The following is a 19848-nucleotide window of genomic DNA, read 5'->3' on the forward strand; positions in this document are numbered from 1 at the left end:
CTTATTAGCCACTACTGTTACAACGTTAGTATAGCACTTCATACGTTGAGTCCGGCGATTTAAAGGTTCTTGCAGTTATGAACGACAAACGTCTTGATTCCATTCCGGACGTTCCGACATGCCAGGAAGCTGGTTACGATGTAGTTCTTGGTACATGGAGAGGTCTTGGTGTTCCGAAGGATACTCCGGACGAGGTTGTTGACCAGCTCTATGAGATCTTCTCTCAGGCAGCACAGTCTGACGCATTCGTTGACTTCATGAACAAGTCCAACAACGTGATCGACGTTCTTGACGGCGCTACATTTGAGGAGCGTATCAAATCTGACCTTGAGACATACACAGCTCTGGTTACAGATCTTGGTCTGAAAGTACAGTAATGTAAACTGACTTAACGGGGAGTGGGAAACCCACTCCCCGGTTTTGTCTGCGAGGGCTTTCCCCAGGGAGACCTCTGTGAGACAGTTGTTTTAGAATGGAGTTTCAATATGAGAAAAGGAAATATTATCGCAGGTCTGATCTGCGCAGCTTTAGCTGTTTATGTGATCGTTACCTGTCTTGGCTATCCGAGAGCAGAAGCTTACGGTACAGGCGTTCCGGGTCCGGGACTCTGGCCGGGCATCATCGCAGCACTTCTTCTGATCTGTTCCGTAGGCCTTATCGTCGTTACCCTGATGATGAAAAAAGACCAGTTCCCGGAGCTTCCGATGTGGACACCGGGTACAAAACGTGTATACATTTCCATGGCGATCCTGCTTGTATACATGCTGGTATTATCTACACTTGGATTTATCATCCCGTCAGTGATCATGCTGTTCGCGTTCTGCCAGTGGTTCCATAAAGGCGCTTTCTGGAAAAACGCACTGATCTCCGTGATCGTAGTCCTGGCAATTTACTTTGTTTTCAAGAACTTCCTGAATGTGCCGATCGACTTCGGTATGTTCAGCATTTAAAGAAAGGGGTAGCAGAATGAGTTTCTTTTTAGAAGTATTTCAGAGCGCGTTCAGCCCCATGGTACTGTTCTACATGATCGCAGGCGTAGCAGCCGGAATCTGTATCGGAGCACTGCCGGGACTTACCGCAACTATGGGTGTAGCCCTTCTTCTGCCGCTTACATTCGGTATGGATGCCACAGCAGGTATCCTCATGTTACTTGGAATTTACGTGGGAGCAATCTATGGCGGATCTATTTCCGCGATCCTTTTACATACACCGGGTACACCGGCCTCTGCTGCAACCGCTATTGATGGATATCAGTTCTCCAAGCGCGGTGAGGCAGGACGTGCACTCGGTATCGCAACACTTTCCAGTTATGTGGGCGGTGTTGTCAGCGTTCTCTGCTTATGGCTCATCAGCCCGCAGCTTGCGAAGCTTGCATTAAAGTTCAGCTCTGCTGAGTTCTTCTTACTCGCGGTATTCGGACTCTGTATCATTGCCAACATCTCCGGCGAGAATATGGCAAAGGGCCTGATCTGCGGATTCTTAGGAATCTTAACAGCTACTGTCGGTATCGACAGCGTAACAAGCTACATCCGTTTCACAGACAACGCAAACCTTCTCTCCGGTATCCAGTACATTCCGGTCATGATCGGCCTCTTCGCGATGAGCCAGGCTTTCGAGACCATTGAGGATATCTACAGCACGGATGAGATCGATGCGAGCGTAACAAGACTTCTTCCGACAAAGGAGGATGTGAAGACGATCCTTCGTGTTGCTCCGGTTACGGGCCTCATCGGAACCATGATCGGTATCATCCCTGGTGCCGGTGCCGATATCGGATCCTTCGTTGGATACAACACTGCCCGCGGCATGTCCAAACATCCGGAACAGTTCGGTAAAGGAAGCCCGGAGGCAGTAGCTGCTTCTGAGGGTGGTAACAACGGTGTAACCGGTGGTGCCATGATCCCGATGCTGACACTCGGTGTTCCGGGTGATGCCGTAGCAGCTATCATGATCGGTGCGTTGACGATCCAGGGTCTTACCCCGGGACCGATGCTCTTTAAGACAAACAAGGTCCTCGTTTATACGATCTTCCTTGGAATGTTTGTGGCAAACACCATCATGGTACTCCTCGGATTCTCCTGCATCCGCCTTTTCACAAAGGTATTGAGCGTTCCGAAGACGATCCTTACACCGGTCATTTTCATCCTCTGCGTCGTAGGAAGCTACGCGATGAGAAGTAACTTCTACGATGTGGGAACGATGTTGATTGCAGGCGTGATCGGCTGGCTCATGGGTAAAGTAAAGATCCCGACAAGCCCGGCGATCCTCGGCCTGATCTTAGGGCCGATGGCTGAGAAGAATTTCCGTACCGCACTGTTAAAGTCCAGCGGTAACCCGGTCGTATTCTTCAACACCCCGATCTGCTGGTTCTTTCTTGCCCTGATCGCGTTCACACTGTTTGGTGCGATCCGCGGACAGTTAAAGAAGAAAACAAATTAAAAATTGTGAATTTTTAAGCCGCGTCTGCTCTCCGGTTTTGTGCCGGGGAGAGGGGCGGCTTTTGTAATAGAAAATTTTGAGGAATTTCCTGTATATGGCGAAAGGATGCCGGTTGACAGAAGGCAGGAAAGAATAATGGAAAGACATGGCGCATAAGATTTTGCAAGGCATAATTCGGCGGAGTAAGACATGAGAGGGCAGAAAAACGATGATGTTACCCGGACGGACTCCGCCGGGGTGTTTGCGGACGCATTGGGCGGGGAGACGCTTTTGACGCTCATCGGGACACGGGCGGTACATATTGAAAATTACAGGAGCATTCTTGTATACACGGATACGGAGATCAGAATCCAATGCAGGCACTATATTCTTTCTGTCTCCGGGAAAAAGTTAAAGATCTGCTATTACGATAAAGATGAGATGAAAATATCCGGCCGCCTGGAGGTGATCCGGTTTGAATAGATTTGAAAAATTGTGGGAGGGAAGCGTGAAAGTCCGGATCGATGGGAGAGGGATGGAGCGCTTTTTTAATATCGCGGCGCAGAGAGGGATCGTGATCGAAAAAATCGAGACAAAAGAGATCCCTGCTGCGGAATATGACGGCAATCGGCATGATCGATATGATAACCATGTTGAAAAGAAAGAATTGGAAAAAGAGGACAAGAAACAGGGGAAAACTGTCTGCTTCGAGATATCACCGAGAAACTTTAAACGTCTGAAGCCGATCGCCCGGAAAACAGATGTCCGTCTGCGGATCACGGAAAAGCACGGTTTTCCATTCTGGCTGATCCTGGGCCGCCGCAGAAGTCTCTGGGCCGGAGGTCTGGCAGCCTTTTTTCTGCTGATCTATCTTTCATCTTTTTATGTGTGGGACATTTCCTTTGATGGAAATCATCGTTTTACGGATGAGATGCTGCTGCATTTCATGGACACGATTCCGGTGCAGTGTGGGATGAGAAAAAAAGAGATTTCCTGTGGGGATCTGGAAAAACAGATCCGGAACGCGTTCCCGGAGATCGGCTGGGTATCCGCAGAACTGACCGGCACAAGGCTTACAGTCCATGTGCGGGAAAATGACGGGATCCTGAAGGCGGAGACCGGATCAGATGCGCCCTGTGAGCTCACAGCAGGATCAGATGGCACCGTGACAAAGATCATCGTCCGGAACGGGATTGTCAGGGTGAAAGCCGGGGACGAGGTGAAAACCGGGGATATCCTGGTCTCGGGGAAGCTTCCGATCTACGATGATTCCGAGACACTTGTGAAGACAAACTTAGTCCATGCGGATGCGGAAGTCTACGCAGAAACAACGAGAACGGTTACATGGAAGATCCCGGTTGTGGAGGAGATCCGTGCGGGAACAGGAAAGAAACGCATGGGCGTGTTCTTTAAATTTCTGGATACGGAATTCTGTTTCCTGATGCCGGACCTAAAAAAAGAAAGCAGCTGGGAACTTTTCATGGAAGAATCCCAGCTCAGATTTTCGAAAAATTTTTACCTTCCGGTCTACGGCGGGATCCTCGCTGCCAGGGAATATATTCCCTACGAAAAAGTCCTCACAAAATCAGAAGTTTCGGATTCTGCTGACCGGTATTTGAACGAATATATGCAAAATCTCACCGAAAAAGGTATACAAATCCTTGGTAGTGATGTTAAAATAGAGAGAAGTGAATCACACTGGAAGATTCATGGAACACTGACGGTGGTGGAGGACATCGCGAAAGAATCCCCCATGCCGGAAGATCAGGAGGAGATTCAGACAGTAGATGAGCATCATTGAGACAATCATAGACATTCCGGCAGAACATGAACGGAAAGTCTGCGGACAGTTTGACAGTTATCTGAAAAAAATCGAGCGGACACTTCACGTATCCATGGTGGCGCGGGACGGAGAGATCAAGGTCATCGGACCGGATCACGCAGTAAAGCGCGCAAAGAGCGTGTTTTCGACACTTCTGGAGCTCTCGAAGCGCGGCGAGGAGATCGGGGAACAGAACGTGGACTACGCTCTGGCGCTATCCTTTGACGATAAGGATACGGAAATGCTTTCCCTGGACCGCGATATCATCTGTCACACCATAAATGGAAAACCGGTAAAACCGAAGACTCTTGGACAGAAGCAGTATATCGATCTGATCCGGAAAAAGATGATCGTGTTCGGCGTGGGACCTGCGGGAACCGGAAAAACGTATCTTGGCATGTCCATGGCAATCCAGGCCTTTAAGAATGGAGAGGTGGGCAGGATCATCCTGACACGTCCGGCCATCGAGGCGGGAGAGAAATTAGGCTTCCTTCCGGGCGACCTTCAGAGCAAGATCGATCCGTACCTGCGCCCACTTTACGACGCCCTCTACCAGATCATGGGCGCGGACAGCTATCTTCACAATTCAGAGAAAGGCCTGATCGAGGTGGCGCCTCTCGCCTACATGCGCGGACGTACCTTAGATAACGCCTTTATTATCCTGGATGAGGCCCAGAATACGACCCAGGCACAGATGAAAATGTTCCTTACAAGGATCGGTTTCGGTTCCAAGGTCATCATCACCGGCGACCAGTCCCAGAAGGATCTGCCTGCAGGCCAGGTATCCGGCCTCGACGTGGCGCTTAAGGTACTGAAGAATATCAACGATATCGGAATCTGCCGATTCTCCAACGAGGACGTGGTAAGACATCCGCTTGTCCAGAAGATCGTAAAGGCATATGATGAATATGAAGGCCGTGAGAAACCGGAGAGAAGATCTTACACGGAACATGGAAAAAGCGGCCGGGAAGGACGGGAACAGAGATGACAGTGACAGTGGAGTACGAAGCGGAGGAAAAACTGGATCTTCCGTACGAAGAGATCATTAAAAACGTGATCGAGGAATCCCTGGATTATGTAGAATGCCCGTATGACGCGGAGGTGAATGTCCTCCTTACGGATAATGCCGGGATCCACCAGATCAACCTTGATATGCGCGGGATCGACAACCCGACAGACGTTCTGTCGTTCCCGATGTGCGATTTTGAGACACCGGGTGACTTTTCCCATCTTGAAGAAACACCGGAGGAATACTTTGACCCTGACACAGGGGAGTTACTTATGGGGGATATCGTAATTTCCGTGGACAAGGTGAAAGAGCAGGCTGAGAAGTATGGCCACTCTCAGACGAGAGAGCTGGCATTCTTAGTAGCGCACAGCATGCTTCATTTATCCGGCTACGACCATATGGAGGATGAGGAGCGGATCCAGATGGAGGACATGCAGAGAGAAATTCTGGAACGGAGGGGTTACAGGAGATGAGAAAACGGGGCAGAGCATTTATTATTGGTATTGGAATCATGATGGCAGCGGCAGCTCTTTCCGGGTGCGGAAAGAAGGCTGAGGAAGCAGCTGTGACAACGGAGGCGCCCACAGAGACGCCGGAAGAGACGAAGACCATCGTTCTTGAGACAGAACCGACGACGGAGGCGGAGACGGAGCCGGAAGGCCCGGAGGAGCGCAAAGAGGTCGACGGAAAGATCCAGAGTTACCTGACCGGTGAGATGGTGGACGTGGCGAAGGCCAACAGACGGCCTGTCGCGGTCATGATGAGCAATGATAAGGCATCCCTGCCTCAGTACGGCATCAACCGGGCAGATGTGGTCTACGAGGCGCCGGTGGAGGGCGATATGAACCGCTACATGGCGATCTTCGAGGACTATGATGATATCGAGCGGATCGGTTCCGTCAGAAGCTGCCGTACCTACTATACATATTTCGCGAGAGAGTACGATGCGATCTATGCCCACTACGGACAGAGCACCTTCGCAGTTCCGTATCTGAAAAATGTGGACAACATCAACGGTGTCGATGGCACAGGCGGAAATGCGTTCTACCGCACAAAGGACAAGAAGGCACCGCATAACGCCTATACAAGTGGCGCGAAATTAAATAAGACCATCGGCCAGCTGGGCTACCGCACTTCCTACAGCGATACCTACACGGGACATTTCCAGTTCTCGAAGAATGCGTATGTCCCGGCGGAATCCGACGCGAAGGACGCGTACAAGTTCTACCCGTCCTACACGATGAATAATCCGTGGTTCGAGTACAATGAGAGTGACGGAAAGTATCACCGTTTCCAGTACGGCGGAAAGCACAACGGCGACGGCGGGCAGATTGCGGTCAATAATGTCATTTTCCAGTATGTGGAGTGGGGACATTACGCCAGCACTGATTACCTCAATATCAATGTCCATAAGGGCGGAGCGGGTTATGTATTTACAGGCGGAAAGTGCGTTCCTGTGTCCTGGAAGAAGGACGGGGACTTCGGACCGACCCGCTACTATGACTCTGAAGGAAAGGAAGTCATGCTTAACAAAGGAAAGACCTGGATCTGCATTGTAGGCGCAGACAGGTACAGTAAAGCTGAGATTTATGGAAAGTAACAGACAGAAAAAGAAAAAGGAATCCAATTTCGTTGTCCAGGGAAGTATCCTGGCAGTGGCATCTATCGTCGTGAGGATCATCGGAATCGCTTACCGTATTCCGATGATCAACATCATCGGCGATGAAGGAATGGGATATTACGGAACAGCATTTAATGTATACAATATTGCACTGCTTCTCTCATCCTACAGCCTGCCCCTCGCTGTGTCGAAAATGGTTTCCGCGAGACTTGCGGGAAAGCAGTACCGGAACGCAGCGAGAATCTTACGCGCGGCGCTCTGTTATGCCACCATCGTGGGTGCCTTTGCGGCTGCGGTGATCTGGTTCGGTGCTGATTTCTTCGCGAAAGACGTATTTTTTATGCCCTATGCGGCATTCGCGCTAAGGACATTAGCCCCGACGGTATGGATCATGGCCTATCTCGGCGTGTTCCGCGGATATTTCCAGGGACAGGGCACCATGGTGCCCACCGCCTTTTCCCAGGTCTTTGAGCAGATCGTAAACGCCATCGTCAGCGTTGCGGCGGGAAGCTTCCTCTTTAACGAGGCGTTAAAGACAGAAGTGTTAAAGAATCAGACGGGAGACGGATATTCCAACGCCTGGGGCGCTGCCGGCGGCACCATCGGTACAGGTGCGGGCGCGTTTACCGCATTGATCTTCCTGCTGTTTTTATTTGCAGCCTGCGCAAAGATGAGAAAGCGCCAGATCAGGAGAGACCAGACGGAGATCCTGGAGAGCTACAGGGACATCACAAGAATCCTGTTCTTCACGGTAGTTCCGGTCATCTTGAGCTCCGCGATCTACAACTTAAACAGCGTGCTGGACAACGGAATCCTTGCGTACAATTTTAAGACTCTCGGACAGGGGGATGAGTTTGCCTCCATTTGGGGTGTGTATACAGGAAAATACCATCTGCTGATCAACGTGCCGATGGCGATCTCAAATGCCCTTTCTTCCTCTCTGATCCCGTCCGTATCAAGGGCGGTGGCTATGGGAGATAAGAAACTTGTGAGAGGGCGCGTGGCATCCGCGATCCGGTTCTCCTGTATCGTTGCGATCCCGTCTACGGTGGGACTCACGGTGCTTGCGGGACCGGTAAACAACCTTTTGTTCTCCGGGGATAATTCCCTGGCGATCCGGATGACGATTTACGGTTCCCTTGCGGTGGTATTCTACTCCGTGTCCACGGTCACAAACGCGATCCTTCAGGGCATCGATAAAATGCGCCTTCCGATCTTCCACGCGGTGATCTCCCTGGTGCTTCACCTGATCGCCCTGGAGATCATGGCTCTCGGATTCCACATGGGAATCTACAGCATGGTATTCTCGAATATCCTGTTCGCGCTCTTCATGGTCTTGATGAACGCGAGATCAATCCGGAAGCTTCTCGGCTACCGGCAGGAGATGAAGAAAACGGTGATCATTCCGGTGATCGCCTCCGCGGTGATGGGAATCTTCACCTTCGGTTCCTACCAGCTCGCGCATCTCGCGGTGAAGAGCAACGCGATTTCTACGTTGTTTGCGATGATGATCGCAGTAGTTGTTTATGGCGTGCTGCTTATTAAGCTTGGGGCATTGTCCGCGGCAGAGTTAAAGACGATGCCGGGCGGAACGAAGCTCCTGAGAGTGTTCAGAAAACTGCATCTGATGTAGAGGCGGAAAGTACAGAAATAAACCGGGACAGCTGACTGTCAGTGCATGGACAAAAATTTGGTTTTTATGTGTTTAAAAATAGAAAAGAAAGCAGATAATACTTTCAAAGGAGGAATATTCCTATGAAAAAGTATGTATCCTGCTTTCTTTTCTTTTTCTTACTGACATCCGCGAGCTTGATCACATTGTTTCTCATGACGGTCGGGGAGGAAGCCCAGAGGGCGGAAGAGGTACAGATGCAGGAATCTGTGGAGGAACCGGTATTTGCGAAGGAGACAAAAGAGGAGATCCATGTGGTCTTGAATATGGAGCAGGTTGAAAATCAGACCGTGGCGGAGGATGAGGAACGGTATTTCCTTGTGGCGGAGGAAGGTTATCTCATCGTTTATGATAAAGGACAGGAGACCACAGACCTCTTCACCCATATGCCCCTGGCGGAATTCCCGGCGGAGGAGCAGGAGCGGCTGATGACGGGGATCTGGTTTCCGACAATGGCTGAAATTTTCAGTTATCTGGAGTCTTACAGCAGTTAAAATTTCGCCCGGAAAGTCAATTTGAGGTACTTTTTGCCTGAAATGGGTAAGATGCGGAACAGTTACTACTTGAAATTTTTGCGTCAGGTCGATATACTAGTATAAAAATTGTGTAATTGCCTGGCAGGTCTGCGCATTTGCTGCGCTGACTGTGAGAAAACTTGGCGAAATTGTTTGATACTGGGGCAGTAGTCTTAAAGTCTGGAAATCGGTCTCAGATCACAGGAGAAACCGGAGACAGGGAGAAAAAGAATGGCGGAGAACTTTAGAGGACGGAAAGGAATCATTATCGGCGGCGGCGCATCGGGACTTATGGCTGCGATCACGGCGGCAGAGCAGGGCGCGGCTGTTACAGTAATCGAGCACACGGCCCGTCCGGGAAAGAAGATCCTGTCCACAGGAAACGGAAAATGCAATCTGACGAACCTCTATATGGATCCGTCCTTCTACCGGAGCGATGAAAAGGGCTTTTGGGGGACTGCGATCCGAAATTTCCCGCCGAAGGCAGCAGTCGCGTTCTTTCGGAATCTCGGAGTCCTGACCATGGACCGCGGCGGATATATCTACCCTATGTCCGGTCAGGCGCAGACGGTTCTGGATGCACTTTTAAGGGGTGCGAAAAGAGCCGGCGTTAAGATCGTCACCGGGTGCGAAGTGGAAAAGGCGGGAAGAAAAAAAGAACACTTTGAGGTCACAACGAATCTGGGAACCTTCACAGGGGATTTCCTGATCCTCGCCTGTGGATCGAAGGCAGCAAAGGCTACCGGATCCGACGGTAGCGGCTATGAGCTGGCGAAGCAGTTCGGACACCGGATCATAAAGCCTCTCCCGGCGCTCGTACAGCTCCGCTGTGAGGGAGATCTTCTCCCAAAAGCGTCCGGTGTCCGGGTGGATGCCCTTGTGAGCATCCAGACGGCGGATGGAAAGACGGCAGCAAAGGACCGCGGGGAACTGCAGATTACAGACTACGGAATCTCCGGCATTCCGGTATTTCAGGTGAGCCGGTACGCCGCAAAACTGCTGGACCAGAAAAAGAAAGTTCTGGCATCTTTAAATTTTCTGCCGGATCTTGATGAGACGAAGGTCCGGTATCTCTTGAGAGAACAGCGGGAAGTCCTTTCCGGGGAAACGGCGGAGGACTTTTTAAGCGGTATTTTTAATAAGAAATTAGCGTCGGTGCTTTTGAAGGCGGCGAAGATCCAGACGGACAAAAAAGCGGGTCTTCTGACATCGGAGGAGCTGGAACGTCTGGGTGCCACGATCCGGGAATTTAAGATCCCGGTGAAGGAGACAAATTCCTTTGAACAGGCCCAGATCTGCACCGGTGGTGTCGACACGGCAGAGATAGAAGTGGAGACCATGCAGTCGAAACGTGTTCCCGGCCTTTATATAGTCGGGGAGCTCCTGGATGTAGATGGAATCTGCGGCGGATATAATTTACAGTGGGCATGGTCCTCCGGGTACGCAGCCGGATGCCATGTGGCAGCAGGAATCGTTCCCGGGTATTTAAAAAACAGCCGTGCAGCAGGAAAAACGATGACGTTTTCCGGTGCGGAGGGAAACAGGACCCAGGGAAAACAGGAAAGGAAAAAACATACATATGATCCGGATCAATCAGCTCACACTTCCCGTGGACCACGGGGAAGAGGCCATAAAGAAAAAGGCGGCAAAGCTTCTAAAAGTCGATGAATCGGCGATCGGGGAGATCAGGATCGTCCATAGATCCATCGACGCGAGAAAGAAGCCGCAGCTGTTATTCAGCTATATTGTAGATGTGATGCTCGCGAACAGTAAAAGAGAAGGTACTGTCATCAAAAAGGCGGCGAACCAGAACATCCGGGCCGAAGGCTTCCGTCCATATGCGTACCCGGAGCACGGAACTGCGGAAATGAAAAAGCGCCCGGTGATCATCGGCGCCGGTCCTGCCGGAATGTTCGCGGCCCTGGCACTCTCCGAGAACGGCTGCGCTCCGATCCTTTTGGAGCAGGGAGATGCCGTGGAGGAGAGGACGAAAAGAGTAGAAGATTTCTGGAAGAACGGGGATGAGGCCCTGGATATCCGATCCAACGTCCAGTTCGGAGAGGGCGGAGCCGGAACATTCTCCGACGGAAAGTTAAATACACTGGTAAAGGATACCTCGGGAAGAAACGGGAAAGTTCTCTCCACGTTTGTGGAGATGGGAGCCGATCCTTCGATCCTTTACGACCATGCCCCACATATCGGAACAGATGTGCTGCGGGGTGTGGTTAAAAATATAAGAAACCGGATCATCGCCGGCGGCGGAGAGGTGCATTTCCGGACGGAAGTCACGAAAATTCTGGAAGAGAATGGAAGAGTCACCGGCGTGATGACTGCAGATGGCGCTGTGATTGAGACAGATCATGTGATCCTGTCCGTAGGACACAGTGCGAGAGACCTGTTCGCGGAGCTTGATCGGATGAAGGTCTTTATGGAACCGAAGCCGTTCGCGGTGGGACTCCGGATCCAGCACCCCCAGGCGCAGATCAATAAGAACCAGTATGGAATGGAGGACGCTGGAAAGCTCGGAGCGGCGCCCTATAAAGTGACGGCAAAGACCACCAGTGGCCGCGGTGTGTATTCATTCTGCATGTGCCCGGGCGGAATGGTGGTGAACGCGTCCTCAGAAAAGGGACATCTCGCTGTCAATGGAATGAGCAATTTTAAGAGAGACAGCGGTATCGCGAACAGTGCCCTGATTGTGGCCATCACCCCGGCGGATTTCCCGGAAGCAGGACCTTTGGGCGGCATCGCGTTCCAGAGAAGCCTGGAAGAGCGTGCGTTCGCCCTCGGCGGAGGAAAGATCCCGATCCAGCTCTACGGCGATTTCGCCGCGAACCGACCGACGGTGGCCCTGGGAGACGTAAATCCTGTGTTTTGCGGAGGTTTCTCCTTCGCGAACTTGCGGGAGCTGATGCCAGAGGCCTTAAACGGAGCGTTTCTGGAAGGAATGGAACAGTTCGGAAGACGGATCAAAGGGTTTGACCGTGCCGATGCTGTCCTTGCGGGAATCGAGAGCCGTACGTCATCACCGCTCAGGATCTGCCGCGATGAGAGCCTTCAGAGCAGTTTGAAAGGGCTTTATCCATGCGGCGAGGGAGCCGGGTACGCCGGGGGGATCACATCGGCGGCCATGGACGGCCTGAAGGTTGCGGAAGAGATCATAAAGCGATATGCGGCGGTCAGGTAGTCAAACGTAAACAGTCAGCAGTGCGTTAAATAGCACTGAGGATTCCGCTGAAAGGAGACTTTTCATATGACAGAGAGAGAATTATTAAAAGATAAAAAGAGAATCGTGATCAAGATCGGATCTTCTTCACTGACACACGCGGAGACAGGCGATCTGAATCTTGCAAAGATCGAGAAGCTTGTCCGCATCATCAGTGACATGAGAGGCATGGGAAAAGAAGTGATCCTTGTTTCCTCCGGTGCCATCGCCACAGGACGCCAGACTCTCGGCGGAAAGAAACCGGAGACGGTTGCCGAGAAACAGGCATACGCAGCTGTGGGCCAGGCACGTCTCATGATGGTGTACCAGAAGCTTTTCTCCGAGTACAACCAGACTGCGGCACAGATCCTGATCACAAAGGCGACGATCCTGGATGATACCTCCCGCACGAACGCGAAGAACACGTTCAATGAACTTTTAAAGCTCGGAACGGTGCCGATCGTAAATGAGAACGATACCGTATCTACATATGAAATTAAATTCGGTGATAACGACAGACTGTCTGCCATCGTTGCAGCCCTCGTGGAAGGCGACCTGCTATTCCTTCTCTCCGATATCGACGGCCTCTACACCGACGATCCGAAGAAAAACCCGGACGCGAAGTTCATCAGCCAGGTGGATGATCTTACCGATGAATTTATGGCTATGGGTAAGGGAACCACAGGAAGTGACGTGGGAACCGGTGGAATGGCGACGAAGCTCCATGCGGCAAAGATCGCGACGGAGAGCGGAGCCGACATGGTGATCGCCAACGCGGACGATCTGGAAGTTATGTGGCGGATCTTAAAGGGCGAGGAGATCGGAACGCTCTTTAAAGCGAATAAGAGCAGTGAATTTGCGCTGTTGGATTATATCCAGAGCATTCACGCGTAATATGGGCTCTGAAAAGAAACTGAGAGGACAAGAGAAACAAATATGAAACAGGAACAGATCGACAGAATCAATGAGCTTTACCATAAATCCCAGGCCGTAGGACTTACGGACGCGGAAAAAGAGGAACAGGCAGCTTTGAGAAAACAGTATGTTGCCGATATCAAGGCGAGCCTCAGAGGCCATTTAAACAATATCTCCATCGTTGAGAAGGATGGCTCCGTGACAGATCTTGGAAAGAAATACGGAAATGTTGGAAAAACAGAAAGCTGATCTTAGAAAAGAAATACGAGGCCAGTTAAGGTTACTGCCGGAGGAAGAAAAAGAGATCCTGGACCGCCAGATCGCGGAGCGGGTCCTGACTCTTCCCGCGGTCACTGATGCCGGGGCAGTTTACGGATATGCGTCTTTAAACTGGGAGACTGGGACTGCGGAGATCTTAAAAGAGCTTTGGAAGAAAAAATGCATTGTCTGCCTTCCAAGAGTCATGGGTGAGACGATGGAGTTTTTCGTGACTGACTCAGAGGATGATCTCACTGAGGGCGCGTTTCACATTATGGAGCCTAAGAACGGATGCCGGAGCGCAGAAGAGTACCATTCGGAAAAGATGGACCAGGAATTTCATCAGAAATCCAGGTATATTTTTTCGACAGCACCGATCCTGGTGCCGGGCATGGGATTTACGGAAAACGGCGTCCGCCTTGGAAAAGGCGGCGGATATTATGACCGGTATCTGGAGACGCATCCCGGTCATAAGACCATTGCCCTGGCATACGAGTTCCAGATCCTTCATGAGCTCCCGGCGGAGCCGTATGACAAGAGCGTGGATATGATCGTGACAGAAAAACGGGTGATCCGGTGCAGCATTAAGTAACAACATACAGACTGATATTTTTTGGACCGAAAATACCGTATGATACATTGCATGATCAGGCTCATAAATCAGGGAGGAAACAGTCATGTTAATAGAAATCGGACAGAAAGCAAAAGAAACTTCCTATATCCTCGGAAAAATGGGGACAGACTTAAAGAACGCGGGACTTCTGGCTGCGGCCCAGGAGATCTTGGATGAAGAGGATGAGATCTTAAAAGCCAACGCGGCGGATGTCGCAAAAGCGAAAGAAAGAGGAATGGCTCCGGGACTTGTGGACCGCCTGGAGCTGAACCACAAGCGGATCGAGGGAATCGTGGAGGGCATGCGCCAGGTCGTAGGTCTCGAGGATCCGGTGGGAGAGGTGATCTCCATGAAGAGGCGCCCGAACGGACTCTTGATCGGCCAGAAACGGGTGCCCTTCGGTGTTATCGGAATCATCTACGAGGCGAGACCGAACGTTACGGCAGATGCTTTTGCGCTCTGCTTTAAGACGGGAAACGCTGTGATCCTTCGCGGCGGCAGCGACGCGCTGGAATCCAACAAAGCCATCGTCACAGCGATCAGGAATGGTTTAAAGAAGGAAGGAATCCCGGAGGATGCCATCTCCCTGATTGAGGACACAAGCCATGAGACCGCGAGAGAGTTCATGCGGATGAACGGATATCTCGATGTCCTGATCCCGAGAGGCGGGGCAGGTCTGATCCGTACCGTTGTGGAGAACAGCACGGTTCCGGTGATCGAGACGGGTACCGGAAACTGTCATATCTATGTGGACGAGAGCGCGGATTTCGATATGGCGTTAGATATCATCTTTAATGCGAAGACCCAGAGGATCGGTGTCTGCAACGCCTGCGAATCCACCTTGGTACATAGAAAGATCGCAAAGGAATTCCTGCCGCTGATGAAAAAGCGTCTCGATGAGAAAAACGTGGAGATACGCGCTGACGAGGGGGCCCGCTCCATCGTGCCGGAATTTACGGCGGCCACAGAGGAAGACTGGGGAAAAGAGTACCTGGATTATATTCTTTCCTGCAAGATCGTGGACTCCGTGGATGAGGCTATCGCCCATATCAACCGGTACAATACGGGACATTCCGAGGCCATCGTGACAAAGGACTACGAGAACGCCCAGAAATTCTTAAATGAGGTGGATGCGGCGGCAGTTTATGTCAATGCCTCCACGAGATTTACTGACGGATTTGAGTTCGGCTTCGGCGCTGAGATCGGTATCAGCACCCAGAAGCTCCATGCGAGAGGACCGATGGGACTTCTGGCGCTGACATCCACGAAGTATATTATTTACGGGGATGGACAGATCCGCAAATAGAAATACAGGCTGTAAAGCATTCCGGCGGATTTCCGCTGACGTTGGTCATGGGCGGAGAAGTAAAAAACAACGTAACTGTTCAGTAGGTCTGCGCACTTGCTGCGCTGACCGTAAGAAAACATAGGCTGGAAGGCAAAAATCCCATCAGCGAAGCTGATCTGGAATGGATTTTTGCACGTAACTATGAAGGTACTGAATAGCTACAAAACAACAAGGTTGCATTTTCGGGGAATCTTGGGTATAATCATTCAGGACAGTTCAGCCAGGGACGTTTATGCCAAAAAGAGAACGGCTGAACATAAAGGTTTATAAAAATAGTTGGAGAAATATCAGAATGACAGATAAAAATATTATCGCAGGTGCCCCGACAGAGGAACCTGCGAGACAGCAGTACTTTATGGAACAGGTGAAGAAGCTCGTGGAGGCGGAGAGCGCGAAAAAAGGCCGTCCGCTCACCTGTTTTATCAACACCTTCGGGTGCCAGATGAATGCCAGAGACTCCGAAAAACTCCTTGGAATCTTAAAGGAAGCCGGTTATGAGGAGGGAACCGATGAGAATTCAGATTTCGTCCTCTACAATACATGCACCGTTCGTGAGAACGCGAACTTAAAGGTTTATGGCCGCCTTGGATATTTAAGCGGTGTAAAGAGAAAGAACCCGGATATGATGATCGCCCTCTGCGGCTGCATGATGCAGGAGCCGGAGGTAGTCGCAAAGATCAAGAAGAGCTACCGCCATGTGGACCTGATCTTTGGAACCCACAATATCTTCAAGCTTGCGGAGCTGCTCTACGAGCGCTTCATGGAGAAGAAGATGGTGGTCGATGTATGGGAAGGAACAAACGAGATCGTGGAGGAACTCCCGATCGAGAGAAAGTATCCGTTCAAATCTGGTGTCAACATCATGTTCGGCTGCAACAACTTCTGCAGCTACTGCATCGTGCCGTATGTGCGCGGACGCGAGAGAAGCAGAGAGCCGGAAGATATTATCAAGGAGATCGAGGGTCTTGTAGCTGACGGTGTCGTGGAAGTCATGCTTCTGGGACAGAACGTCAACTCCTACGGAAAGAACCTGGAACAGCCAATCACATTTGCGGAACTCCTGAGAAGAGTGGAAAAGATCGAGGGACTTGAGCGGATCCGCTTCATGACTTCTCATCCGAAGGATCTCTCCGATGAACTCATCGAGACCATGAAGAACTCCAAAAAGATCTGCAGCCATTTGCATCTTCCGCTTCAGTCTGGCAGCAGTGAGATCTTGAAGAGGATGAACCGCAAATACTCGAAGGAACAGTACCTCGCCCTGGTGGAGAAGCTCCGTGCGGCGATGCCGGATATTTCCCTGACCACCGATATCATCGTGGGATTCCCGGGAGAGACAGAGGAGGACTTCGAGGAGACCATGGATGTGGTGAGAAAAGTGCGTTACGACAGTGCTTTCACCTTCATCTACTCCAAACGTACCGGAACACCGGCGGCTGCTATGCCAAACCAGGTTCCGGAGGACGTGGTAAAGAACCGTTTCGACCGCCTGCTTAAGGAGGTCCAGGACATCGCGGCTGAGGTCGTAAAGCGCCACGAGGGAACAGTACAAAAAGTCCTTGTGGAGGAGATCGATACTCACGAGGCAGGCTTTGTGACAGGAAGACTTTCCAACAACACAGTCGTACATTTCGCTGGAGACGCATCTCTGATCGGAAAGATCGTTGATGTCTCCTTGGACGAGGCAAAGGGATTCTACTATATGGGATCTCTTGTAAAATAAGATGAAACACATGTGACGCCCGGAGCCGAGTGCTTCGGGCGCTGTGGGCATGTTAAGGAATAGGAGAAAAGACGTGGGACAGATTTCACCAATGATGACACATTATCTCGAAACAAAAAAACAGTATCCGGACTGTATCCTTTTTTACCGGTTGGGTGATTTCTACGAGATGTTTTTTGAGGATGCCAAGACGGTTTCAAGAGAACTGGAACTGACACTGACGGGAAAGGACTGCGGCCTGGAAGAGCGGGCACCGATGTGCGGTGTGCCATTCCACGCGGTGGAAGGTTATCTCACGAGACTTGTCCAGAAAGGCTATAAGGTCGCTATCGCGGAGCAGATGGAGGACCCGAAGCTCGCAAAGGGCCTCGTAAAGCGCGAAGTCATCCGCGTTGTGACACCGGGAACCATCACGAGCTCCCAGGCCCTGGATGAGACAAAGAACAACTACCTGATGGCGGTTGTGTATACTGGAAACAATTACGGAATTGCGACGGTCGACATTACGACCGGCGATTTTTTTGTTACAGAAGTGACGAGCGAGCGGGCACTGCTTGATGAGATCAATAAGTTCACACCGTCGGAGCTCGTGTGCAACGAGGCACTCTTTATGTCCGGGCTGGACATGGATGAGTTAAAAGAACGGTATCATTTTGCCGTGACCGCCCTGGAAAACAGGTTTTTCTCGGACGATGACTGCAGAAAGATCTTAAAAGAGCACTTCCATGTGATGAGTCTGGAAGGACTGGGCCTGGGCGACTACGAGAACGGAATGATCGCCTCCGGTGCTGTTCTTCAGTACCTCTATGAGACGCAGAAGAATGACCTGTCCCATCTGACGAAGATCACACCGTATACGACAGGTCAGTTCATGATGATCGACACCTCCACGAGACGAAATCTGGAGTTAGTTGATACCTTAAGGGAAAAACAGAAGCGCGGATCCCTGCTCTGGGTTCTCGATAAGACAAAGACGGCCATGGGAGCGAGACTTCTCCGTTCTTTTATTGAACAGCCGCTGATCGATAAAGAGGAGATCGAGCGCCGTCAGCAGGCCATCGAGGAACTGAACATGAACTATATTTCCAGGGAGGAGATCCGGGAATACTTAAATTCCGTCTACGACCTGGAACGCCTCATGGGCCGCATCAGTTACAAGACAGCGAACCCGAGAGACCTTCTCTCCTTTAAGAATTCCCTGGAGATGCTGCCGTATATCAAAGATATTCTCGGAGAATTCTCCTGCGAGCTCTTAAAAAAGATGAATGAGGACCTGGACCCGCTCCGGGACCTCTATGAGCTGATCGACCGCTCCATTGTCGACGAGCCGCCGATCACGGTCCGCGAGGGAAACATCATCAAGGACGGATACAGCGAGGAAGCCGACAAGTACCGGAAGGCGAAGACTGAGGGGAAGGCATGGCTGGCGGATCTTGAGACGGAGGAGAAGGAAAAGACAGGGATTAAAAATCTGAAGATCAAGTACAACAAGGTGTTCGGCTACTATTTTGAGGTGACGAACTCCTTCAAGGACTTAGTTCCGGAGTACTTTATCCGTAAACAGACGCTGACAAACGCAGAGCGGTACACCACAGACCGCCTGAAAGAGCTGGAAGACATCATCATGGGCGCGGAGGACCGCCTCTACACCTTAGAGTATGACCTGTTCTGCGACGTGCGTGATCAGATCGCGGCGGAAGTCCTGCGGATCCAGAGTACCGCGAAGGCTATTGCGGGCATTGACGTGTTCACATCCCTGTCCACGGTGTCCATGAGAAATAACTATGTGAAGCCGAAGATCAACGAAAAAGGCGTTATCAACATCAAGAACGGACGCCATCCGGTGGTTGAGAAGATGATCAAGGACAGTCTGTTTGTCGCAAACGATACATATCTGGACAATGGAAAGAACAGGATCTCCGTCATCACGGGACCGAACATGGCCGGTAAGTCCACCTATATGAGACAGACAGCCCTCATCGTCCTCATGGCACAGATCGGAAGCTTTGTCCCGGCGGACGAGGCTAACATTGGAATCTGCGACAGGATCTTTACGAGAGTCGGCGCCTCCGATGACCTGGCTTCCGGCCAGAGTACGTTTATGGTTGAGATGACAGAGGTGGCGAATATCCTGAGAAACGCCACAAAGAACAGTCTTCTTGTCCTCGATGAGATCGGCCGAGGTACGAGTACCTTCGATGGCCTGTCCATTGCCTGGGCGGTCATCGAGCACATCAGCAACCCGAAGATCCTCGGCGCGAAGACATTGTTTGCGACTCATTACCATGAGCTCACGGAACTTGAGGGAACCATAAGCGGAGTTAACAACTACTGTATCGCCGTTAAGGAACAGGGGGACGATATCGTGTTCCTCAGAAAGATTGTAAAGGGCGGAGCAGACAAGAGTTACGGAATCCAGGTAGCGAAGCTTGCGGGAGTACCGGAGCCGGTCATCGCCCGTGCGAAGGAACTCGTGGAGGAGCTTGCCAGTGCCGACATCACGGCCCAGGCAAAGGAGATCGCCCAGATGAGTGCGTCCCCGCAGCACAAGGCGGTGGCAAAGCCGGACGAGGTGGATCTCAACCAGATGTCGATCTTCGATACGGTGAAGGATGACGATATCATAAAGGAACTCGGGGATCTGGAGCTTTCCAGCATGACCCCGATCGATGCGTTGAATACGCTGTACAGACTGCAGACGAAGCTTAAGAACCGCTGGCAGTAATGAT

Annotated in this window: 17 protein-coding genes and 1 pseudogene; all 18 read left to right on the plus strand. The window is 51.3% G+C overall.

Annotated features, from left to right (window positions below):
• Positions 1–50: 50 nt before the first annotated feature.
• Positions 51–377 (plus strand): annotated as a pseudogene (locus tag DW677_RS09730) (tripartite tricarboxylate transporter substrate-binding protein); the annotation flags it as partial.
• 108 nt (positions 378–485) lie between these two features.
• The gene (locus tag DW677_RS09735) at positions 486–950 is read left to right on the plus strand and encodes a tripartite tricarboxylate transporter TctB family protein (RefSeq protein ID WP_021904345.1); all 465 of its coding nucleotides are present in this window, start codon (positions 486–488) and stop codon (positions 948–950) included.
• Between the two features lie 16 nt (positions 951–966).
• Positions 967–2439 (plus strand): tripartite tricarboxylate transporter permease, encoded by a 1473-nt coding sequence (locus DW677_RS09740; RefSeq protein WP_015554307.1) that lies wholly within the window; start codon positions 967–969, stop codon positions 2437–2439.
• A 189-nt stretch (positions 2440–2628) separates the two neighbouring features.
• Entirely contained in the window at positions 2629–2901 is a 273-nt protein-coding gene (locus tag DW677_RS09745) for a YabP/YqfC family sporulation protein (protein WP_015554308.1), read from the plus strand.
• Positions 2894–4219 carry a sporulation protein YqfD gene (locus tag DW677_RS09750; protein WP_117469483.1) on the plus strand — a complete coding sequence of 442 codons (1326 nt, stop codon included), beginning with the start codon at positions 2894–2896 and terminating at the stop codon, positions 4217–4219. The genes DW677_RS09745 and DW677_RS09750 overlap by 8 nt, the downstream gene beginning before the upstream one ends.
• The gene (locus DW677_RS09755) at positions 4206–5228 is read left to right on the plus strand and encodes a PhoH family protein (RefSeq protein ID WP_117567071.1); all 1023 of its coding nucleotides are present in this window, start codon (positions 4206–4208) and stop codon (positions 5226–5228) included. The genes DW677_RS09750 and DW677_RS09755 overlap by 14 nt, the downstream gene beginning before the upstream one ends.
• A complete protein-coding gene (ybeY, locus tag DW677_RS09760) occupies positions 5225–5722 on the plus strand; it encodes an rRNA maturation RNase YbeY (RefSeq protein WP_021904350.1) in 498 nt (165 codons plus the stop codon). Before DW677_RS09755 ends, ybeY begins: the two co-directional genes overlap by 4 nt.
• Entirely contained in the window at positions 5719–6849 is a 1131-nt protein-coding gene (locus tag DW677_RS09765; protein WP_117469484.1) for a DUF3048 domain-containing protein, read from the plus strand. The genes ybeY and DW677_RS09765 overlap by 4 nt, the downstream gene beginning before the upstream one ends.
• Positions 6839–8503, plus strand: coding sequence for a polysaccharide biosynthesis protein (locus tag DW677_RS09770; protein WP_117471767.1), 1665 nt, complete (start codon positions 6839–6841; stop codon positions 8501–8503). The genes DW677_RS09765 and DW677_RS09770 overlap by 11 nt, the downstream gene beginning before the upstream one ends.
• Positions 8504–8625: 122 nt before the next feature.
• Positions 8626–9036 (plus strand): hypothetical protein, encoded by a 411-nt coding sequence (locus DW677_RS09775; protein ID WP_015554313.1) that lies wholly within the window; start codon positions 8626–8628, stop codon positions 9034–9036.
• A 252-nt stretch (positions 9037–9288) separates the two neighbouring features.
• On the plus strand, positions 9289–10725 hold the full coding sequence (locus DW677_RS09780; RefSeq protein WP_117567073.1) for an NAD(P)/FAD-dependent oxidoreductase: 1437 nt from the start codon (positions 9289–9291) through the stop codon (positions 10723–10725).
• Complete coding sequence (locus DW677_RS09785) at positions 10637–12244, plus strand: FAD-dependent oxidoreductase (RefSeq protein ID WP_015554315.1); 1608 nt, start codon at positions 10637–10639, stop codon at positions 12242–12244. Before DW677_RS09780 ends, DW677_RS09785 begins: the two co-directional genes overlap by 89 nt.
• Before the next feature lie 66 nt (positions 12245–12310).
• Positions 12311–13156: a glutamate 5-kinase gene (proB, locus tag DW677_RS09790; RefSeq protein WP_015554316.1), complete on the plus strand. Its 846-nt coding sequence runs from the start codon at positions 12311–12313 to the stop codon at positions 13154–13156.
• A 42-nt stretch (positions 13157–13198) separates the two neighbouring features.
• Entirely contained in the window at positions 13199–13426 is a 228-nt protein-coding gene (locus DW677_RS09795; RefSeq protein WP_015554317.1) for a DUF896 domain-containing protein, read from the plus strand.
• Positions 13404–14027 (plus strand): 5-formyltetrahydrofolate cyclo-ligase, encoded by a 624-nt coding sequence (locus tag DW677_RS09800; protein ID WP_117513527.1) that lies wholly within the window; start codon positions 13404–13406, stop codon positions 14025–14027. The genes DW677_RS09795 and DW677_RS09800 overlap by 23 nt, the downstream gene beginning before the upstream one ends.
• 85 nt (positions 14028–14112) lie before the next feature.
• The gene (locus tag DW677_RS09805; protein ID WP_021904356.1) at positions 14113–15354 is read left to right on the plus strand and encodes a glutamate-5-semialdehyde dehydrogenase; all 1242 of its coding nucleotides are present in this window, start codon (positions 14113–14115) and stop codon (positions 15352–15354) included.
• 334 nt (positions 15355–15688) lie between these two features.
• Positions 15689–17119 carry a tRNA (N6-isopentenyl adenosine(37)-C2)-methylthiotransferase MiaB gene (miaB, locus tag DW677_RS09810; protein WP_117567075.1) on the plus strand — a complete coding sequence of 477 codons (1431 nt, stop codon included), beginning with the start codon at positions 15689–15691 and terminating at the stop codon, positions 17117–17119.
• Positions 17120–17210: 91 nt separating this feature from the next.
• On the plus strand, positions 17211–19844 hold the full coding sequence (gene mutS, locus DW677_RS09815) for a DNA mismatch repair protein MutS (RefSeq protein WP_181968338.1): 2634 nt from the start codon (positions 17211–17213) through the stop codon (positions 19842–19844).
• Positions 19845–19848: the final 4 nt, after the last annotated feature.

The organism is Clostridium sp. AM25-23AC, from assembly GCF_003435125.1.
Taxonomy (GTDB): domain Bacteria; phylum Bacillota; class Clostridia; order Lachnospirales; family Lachnospiraceae; genus Pilosibacter; species Pilosibacter fragilis.

What these genes read in the sequence shown, in the direction of transcription:
- DW677_RS09740 (WP_015554307.1), top strand. Translation starts at nt 967, where the DNA reads ATGAGTTTCTTTTTAGAAGTATTTCAGAGCGCGTTCAGCCCCATGGTA.
- DW677_RS09780 (WP_117567073.1), top strand. Translation starts at nt 9,289, where the DNA reads ATGGCGGAGAACTTTAGAGGACGGAAAGGAATCATTATCGGCGGCGGC.
- DW677_RS09765 (WP_117469484.1), top strand. Translation starts at nt 5,719, where the DNA reads ATGAGAAAACGGGGCAGAGCATTTATTATTGGTATTGGAATCATGATG.
- DW677_RS09800 (WP_117513527.1), top strand. Translation starts at nt 13,404, where the DNA reads ATGTTGGAAAAACAGAAAGCTGATCTTAGAAAAGAAATACGAGGCCAG.
- DW677_RS09795 (WP_015554317.1), top strand. Translation starts at nt 13,199, where the DNA reads ATGAAACAGGAACAGATCGACAGAATCAATGAGCTTTACCATAAATCC.
- DW677_RS09785 (WP_015554315.1), top strand. Translation starts at nt 10,637, where the DNA reads ATGATCCGGATCAATCAGCTCACACTTCCCGTGGACCACGGGGAAGAG.
- miaB (WP_117567075.1), top strand. Translation starts at nt 15,689, where the DNA reads ATGACAGATAAAAATATTATCGCAGGTGCCCCGACAGAGGAACCTGCG.
- DW677_RS09775 (WP_015554313.1), top strand. Translation starts at nt 8,626, where the DNA reads ATGAAAAAGTATGTATCCTGCTTTCTTTTCTTTTTCTTACTGACATCC.
- mutS (WP_181968338.1), top strand. Translation starts at nt 17,211, where the DNA reads ATGATGACACATTATCTCGAAACAAAAAAACAGTATCCGGACTGTATC.
- DW677_RS09745 (WP_015554308.1), top strand. Translation starts at nt 2,629, where the DNA reads ATGAGAGGGCAGAAAAACGATGATGTTACCCGGACGGACTCCGCCGGG.
- ybeY (WP_021904350.1), top strand. Translation starts at nt 5,225, where the DNA reads ATGACAGTGACAGTGGAGTACGAAGCGGAGGAAAAACTGGATCTTCCG.
- DW677_RS09805 (WP_021904356.1), top strand. Translation starts at nt 14,113, where the DNA reads ATGTTAATAGAAATCGGACAGAAAGCAAAAGAAACTTCCTATATCCTC.
- DW677_RS09755 (WP_117567071.1), top strand. Translation starts at nt 4,206, where the DNA reads ATGAGCATCATTGAGACAATCATAGACATTCCGGCAGAACATGAACGG.
- DW677_RS09735 (WP_021904345.1), top strand. Translation starts at nt 486, where the DNA reads ATGAGAAAAGGAAATATTATCGCAGGTCTGATCTGCGCAGCTTTAGCT.
- DW677_RS09770 (WP_117471767.1), top strand. Translation starts at nt 6,839, where the DNA reads ATGGAAAGTAACAGACAGAAAAAGAAAAAGGAATCCAATTTCGTTGTC.
- proB (WP_015554316.1), top strand. Translation starts at nt 12,311, where the DNA reads ATGACAGAGAGAGAATTATTAAAAGATAAAAAGAGAATCGTGATCAAG.